Source organism: Pseudomonas botevensis (assembly GCF_019145475.1).
GTDB lineage: Bacteria > Pseudomonadota > Gammaproteobacteria > Pseudomonadales > Pseudomonadaceae > Aquipseudomonas > Aquipseudomonas botevensis.
In genome coordinates, this window is record NZ_JAHTKI010000048.1 from 1 (window position 1) to 5024 (window position 5024).

The following is a 5024-nucleotide window of genomic DNA, read 5'->3' on the forward strand; positions in this document are numbered from 1 at the left end:
CTGCCCGTCCCGCCCGGCAGTCGCTTCACCGCCGTCGTGCTCGGGGCGTCCCGCGAGTTCTGCTGCCCCGGCTGCCAGGCGGTGAAGCGACTGCCGGGCGGGACGGGCAGGGCGCAGTGGTAGCAGGGGAGTGGGGTGGTCATGGCATTGTCGAGGGGATAAACCCTTGGAATCGAGTGGTCCGCTTGCCCTCACCCCAGCCCTCTCCCGGTGGGAGAGGGAGCCGATTGATGTGAGCCGGAAAAATAGGTTCAGTCACCGACATCGTCACTGACATGCATAGCGCGTGCAACCACCCGGGAACCTGGGGTGAGTGGGCACTTGCAGGTTGCTTACTTCTTCAAATCCTCGGCACCCTGCAACGGCTCATCACCCAGCAGCAGATCCTTGTCATGGCTGACCAGTTCTTCCTCGAACATGCGCCATACGTGATCGTCCTGAGTGCCAAGCAGCTCGACGAAGCGCCGGCCTTCGATCTTGTCGCTCAACTGGCCGATGTAACGACCCTGTTCGGTCTCGCTGCGGGCCAGGACGATCTTGCGGTCCTTCTCCGGCTGGGTCGGCGAGATCAGGTTCAGCTCCAGGGTTTTCGGCTGGCTGTCACCGCTCAGGCGCAGGTCGACTTCGCCGGTCACGTCATCCAGGTGCACGGCGGCGCGCATCTTCAGGGTCTGGGCCAGCAGCTCGCGGTCCAGCGAGCGGTTGATGCCTTTGCCGGCCTCGTAGTAGTTGTCGTTGACCAGATTGTCCGGGTGGTTCACCGCAATGGTCACCATGGACAGGGTCAGGGTCACCGAACAGGCCAGAATCCCGATGATGATCCATGGCCAAAGGTGCTTGTACCAGGGACTTGCGGCGTTTGCTGCGGGCATGTTCAGTTCTCTCAACGATTTTGTGGGCCGATGAATCGGCTCTTGGCTTCTACGTGGACGCTGTTGTCATCGGCGTCCTTGAGGATGAATTTCACCTCGTTGGTGCTCGATGGCAGTTGTTCCGGCGCGCTCGACAACTCGACCGGCATGCTGAAGATTTCCCCGGCGGGCACCTTGATCTCGCGCCGGCCTTGCAGGCGCAGATCCGGCAAGCCGGCGGCTTCCAGCACGTAGGTATGGTCGCGCTGATCCTTGTTCATGATTTTCAGGCTGTAGACGTTTTCGATCCGGCCTTCGGCATTCTCGCGGTACAGCACGCGGTCCTTGCTGACGTCGAAACCCACCAGCGAACGCATGAAGAACGCGCTGACCAACAGGCTGATCATCGCCAGCAGCACCACGGCGTAGCCGATCAGGCGCGGACGCAGTTTATGGGTTTTCTGCCCCGACAGGTTGTGCTCGGTGGTGTAGCTGATGAGCCCCCGCGGGTAATCCATCTTGTCCATGATGCTGTCGCAGGCGTCGATGCAGGCGGCGCAGCCGATGCACTCGATCTGCAGGCCGTCGCGGATGTCGATGCCGGTCGGACAGACCTGGACGCACATGGTGCAGTCGATGCAGTCGCCCAGGCCCTGAGCCTTGTAGTCGGCGCCTTTCTTGCGCGGGCCACGACCTTCGCCGCGCCGTGGATCGTAGGAAACGATCAGGGTGTCCTTGTCGAACATCACGCTCTGGAAGCGCGCATACGGACACATGTAGATGCACACTTGCTCGCGCAGCCAGCCGGCGTTGCCGTACGTGGCGAGGGTGAAGAAACCGACCCAGAAATACGACCAGCCATCGGCTTGTCCGGTGAAGAACTCGATGACCAGTTCGCGGATCGGCGAGAAGTAGCCGACGAAGGTCATGCCGGTGACAAAACCGATCAGCAGCCACAGTGCATGCTTGGCGAATTTGCGCAGGAATTTGTTGGCGCTCATCGGCGCCTTGTCGAGCTTGATGCGCTGGTTGCGATCGCCCTCGGTGACCTTTTCGCACCACATGAAAATCCACGTCCACACGCTTTGCGGACAGGTATAGCCGCACCAGACCCGGCCGGCGTACACGGTGATGAAGAACAGGCCGAACGCCGCGATGATCAGCAGGCCCGAGAGCAGAATGAAGTCCTGCGGCCAGAACGTGGCACCGAAAATGAAGAACTTGCGCTCGGGCAAATTCCACCACACCGCCTGATGGCCGCCCCAGTTCAGCCACACCGTACCGAAATACAACAGGAACAGCGCTGCGCCGCCCATCATCCGCAGATTGCGGAACAGGCCGGTAAAAGCACGGGTGTAGATTTTTTCTCGAGAGGCGTAAAGATCGACGCTGTTGTTCGCGTTTTTGCTGGGTGGTGTGACGTCGTGAACCGGAATCTGATTACTCATCATTGCATCCCACGGCAGTGGAAAAATGCCTCGATCGATACGTGCCGACCGGGGTCATGAAGGGGTGTTGCAGTGGCGCAATGATACGCCTGTCGCTCTAGCTCAAGGGTGCGACCTTTGGTCGCGTTGGGTGAAAAGCGTGAATGGTGTAGCAGATGAAACAAGTCATGATCCAGATCAATTGACTATAGACGATTCATCCTTTCTTCCTGCGTAAGGATCGCCGGACTGGAGAATGCCGCGCATCGACGCGGCATGGCCCGCATGTCAGGGAAGGCGCCCACCTCCCAGAGAGTCCAGACCGCCGGTGTAGTGCTTCTTTTTCGGTTTTTTCGGGCAGTCGGCAGAGCGGGGGTGGCGTGACAATACAGTGCTATCGTCGATTGATTGATCTTCCTCGTATTCTTCAGCGCTCCGATCTTCAATTTCTTCGTTCGGGAAATCATCACCGGGTAGTTCTGACATGGCTTCACATCCGTGTTGTTGGCATTTTTAAAGATTGCTCATGGCTGCTTGTCATGAGTTGGGTCTGAGGCTAATGGTTGGAGATTTGGGCGTCGATCAACCAAAGGTTTCAGGATGTGATTAGCTGTGAACCTTCTCATCCAGAATGTTTATCCGACTCAAACGAAAAAGGCCCCGTCGAGTGACGGGGCCTTTTTCGTTACTTCAGCATTGGCCTTATTCGGCGTTCGCTTCCGGCGTTTTGTCACCGTGGGACAGGCTGTACACGTACGCTGCCAGCAGGTGCACCTTGTCGTTGCCTTGCAGTTGTTCCTGGGCAGGCATCTGACCCTGGCGGCCGTAACGGATGGTCTGCTGCAGTTGGGCGAAGCTCGAACCGTAGATGAACGCGGCCGGGTGGGTCAGGTTGGGCGCGCCCATGGCCGGGGTGCCTTTGCCTCCAGGGCCGTGGCAGGCCACGCAGTTGGCGGCGAACAGTTTCTGGCCGTTGGCCGGATCTGCCTTGGTGCCTTCCGGCAGCTTGCGGCCATCGAGGTTGGTGACCACGAACGCGGCCACGTCGGCCACGCCTTGCTCGCCAATCACGTCGGCCCAGGCCGGCATCACGGCGTGACGACCGCCCATGATGGTGGTCTTGATGGTTTCCGGCTCGCCGCCCCAGCGCCAGTCGGCGTCGGTCAGGTTCGGGAAGCCATAGGCGCCTTTGGCGTCGGAGCCGTGGCAGACCGAGCAGTTGGAGGCGAACAGGCGGCCACCCATCTTCAGGGCTTGCGGGTCCTTGGCGACTTCCTCGATCGGCATGGCGGCGAACTTGGCGAAGATCGGACCGAACTTGGCGTCCGAACGGGCCATTTCCTTTTCCCACTCGTGAACGCCGGTCCAGCCGGTCTGGCCGTTGGCGAACGCGGTCTGCTTGTCGTTATCGAGGTAGTTGTACCCCGGCAGCAGGCCTTTCCAGTTGCCCAGGCCCGGGTACAGGACCAGATAGCCGAGGGCGAAGACGATGGTGCCCACGAACAGCATGAACCACCATTTCGGCAGGGGGTTGTCGTACTCTTCGATCCCGTCGAACGAGTGGCCGACCGTCTCGTCGGTCTGCTCGGCGCGCTGCCCCTTGCGGGTCGACAGCAACAGCCAGGTCAGGGAAAAGATCGTACCGAGACTGAGGACTGTGACGTACAGACTCCAGAATGTAGTCATTCTTTGTTACTCCTAGAAGCTTGCTCGACGTGCTTGATGGCTTCGGGATCATCCGCAAAGGGCAGCAAGGTTGCGTCTTCAAACTCCGACTTGCGCTTGGGGCTGAATACCCATAACGCCAGACCGATGAAGGCCACCATCACGACAACGGTGCCCAGGCCACGAATCATCCCGATATCCATTAAGAATCACCGTTTGCTTTTGATGATGGTGCCCAGGCCTTGCAGATAGGCCACCAGCGCGTCCATTTCGGTCTTGCCCTTCACGGCATCCTTGGCACCGGCGATGTCTTCGTCGGTGTAAGGGACGCCGAGCGTGCGCAGGACTTCCATTTTCTTGGCAGTGTCTTTGCCGTCGAGCTTGTTTTCCACGAGGAACGGATACGCCGGCATCTTCGATTCCGGCACCACGTTGCGCGGGTTGTACAAGTGCGCACGCTGCCAGTCATCGGAGTAGCGACCGCCGACACGGGCCAGGTCCGGGCCGGTACGCTTGGAGCCCCACAGGAACGGGTGGTCCCAGACGCTTTCACCGGCGACCGAGTAGTGGCCGTAGCGTTCGGTTTCGGCACGGAACGGACGGATCATCTGCGAGTGGCAGCCGACACAGCCGTTGGCGATGTAAACGTCGCGGCCTTCCAGTTCAAGGGCGGTACGCGGCTTCATGCCTTCGACCGGCTTGTTGGTGACGTCCTGGAAAAACAGCGGAACGATTTGGGTCAGGCCACCGACGCTGACGGCGATGACCATGAAGAAGGCCAGCAGGCCAATGTTCTTCTCGACTGCTTCATGCTTCATCAGTGAGCTCCAACTACGGCAATCGTGGCGGCGGCTTCGGCTTCAGCCGGGTTCGAGGCGCGAACGGTGCGCCATACGTTGTAAGCCATCAGCAGCATGCCGCTGGCGAAGAACGCTCCGCCGAGGGCGCGGACGATGAAGCCCGGATGGCTGGCTTGCAGCGCTTCGACGAACGAGTAGGTGAGGGTGCCGTCATCGTTGATTGCACGCCACATCAGGCCCTGGGTGATGCCGTTGACCCACATCGAGGCGATGTAGAGCAC

The 5024-nt window shown here is 60.0% G+C and carries 6 protein-coding genes and 2 pseudogenes; 1 reads left to right on the forward strand and 7 read right to left on the reverse strand.

Features of this window, described 5'->3' with window-relative positions; translation table 11 throughout:
- Positions 1-84 (forward strand): annotated as a pseudogene (locus KVQ74_RS29735) (heavy metal translocating P-type ATPase metal-binding domain-containing protein); the annotation flags it as partial.
- A 248-nt stretch (positions 85-332) separates the two neighbouring features.
- On the opposite strand, the gene KVQ74_RS29155 reads toward KVQ74_RS29735, so the two are convergent.
- The 7 genes and pseudogenes from KVQ74_RS29155 to KVQ74_RS29185 all read right to left on the reverse strand — a co-directional run.
- Positions 333-872, reverse strand: a complete 540-nt coding sequence (locus KVQ74_RS29155) for a FixH family protein (protein ID WP_217834822.1) — start codon at positions 870-872, stop codon at positions 333-335.
- Between the two features lie 11 nt (positions 873-883).
- A complete protein-coding gene (ccoG, locus tag KVQ74_RS29160) occupies positions 884-2299 on the reverse strand; it encodes a cytochrome c oxidase accessory protein CcoG (RefSeq protein WP_217834823.1) in 1416 nt (471 codons plus the stop codon).
- Between the two features lie 267 nt (positions 2300-2566).
- Positions 2567-2764: a hypothetical protein gene (locus KVQ74_RS29165; RefSeq protein ID WP_217834824.1), complete on the reverse strand. Its 198-nt coding sequence runs from the start codon at positions 2762-2764 to the stop codon at positions 2567-2569.
- A 216-nt stretch (positions 2765-2980) separates the two neighbouring features.
- Positions 2981-3964 (reverse strand): cytochrome-c oxidase, cbb3-type subunit III, encoded by a 984-nt coding sequence (gene ccoP / locus KVQ74_RS29170; RefSeq protein ID WP_217834825.1) that lies wholly within the window; start codon positions 3962-3964, stop codon positions 2981-2983.
- Complete coding sequence (locus tag KVQ74_RS29175) at positions 3961-4146, reverse strand: CcoQ/FixQ family Cbb3-type cytochrome c oxidase assembly chaperone (RefSeq protein ID WP_003175465.1); 186 nt, start codon at positions 4144-4146, stop codon at positions 3961-3963. Before KVQ74_RS29175 ends, ccoP begins: the two co-directional genes overlap by 4 nt.
- 6 nt (positions 4147-4152) lie before the next feature.
- Positions 4153-4761 carry a cytochrome-c oxidase, cbb3-type subunit II gene (gene ccoO / locus KVQ74_RS29180; protein ID WP_007905434.1) on the reverse strand — a complete coding sequence of 203 codons (609 nt, stop codon included), beginning with the start codon at positions 4759-4761 and terminating at the stop codon, positions 4153-4155.
- Positions 4761-5024, reverse strand: a pseudogene (locus KVQ74_RS29185) (cytochrome C oxidase Cbb3); the annotation flags it as partial. The gene ccoO and the pseudogene KVQ74_RS29185, both read right to left, overlap by 1 nt.

Bases quoted from the DNA above. Each gene is read 5' to 3' on its own strand.
- KVQ74_RS29155 (WP_217834822.1), bottom strand. From the start codon at position 872: ATGCCCGCAGCAAACGCCGCAAGTCCCTGGTACAAGCACCTTTGGCCA.
- ccoG (WP_217834823.1), bottom strand. From the start codon at position 2,299: ATGAGTAATCAGATTCCGGTTCACGACGTCACACCACCCAGCAAAAAC.
- KVQ74_RS29165 (WP_217834824.1), bottom strand. From the start codon at position 2,764: ATGTCAGAACTACCCGGTGATGATTTCCCGAACGAAGAAATTGAAGAT.
- ccoP (WP_217834825.1), bottom strand. From the start codon at position 3,964: ATGACTACATTCTGGAGTCTGTACGTCACAGTCCTCAGTCTCGGTACG.
- KVQ74_RS29175 (WP_003175465.1), bottom strand. From the start codon at position 4,146: ATGGATATCGGGATGATTCGTGGCCTGGGCACCGTTGTCGTGATGGTG.
- ccoO (WP_007905434.1), bottom strand. From the start codon at position 4,761: ATGAAGCATGAAGCAGTCGAGAAGAACATTGGCCTGCTGGCCTTCTTC.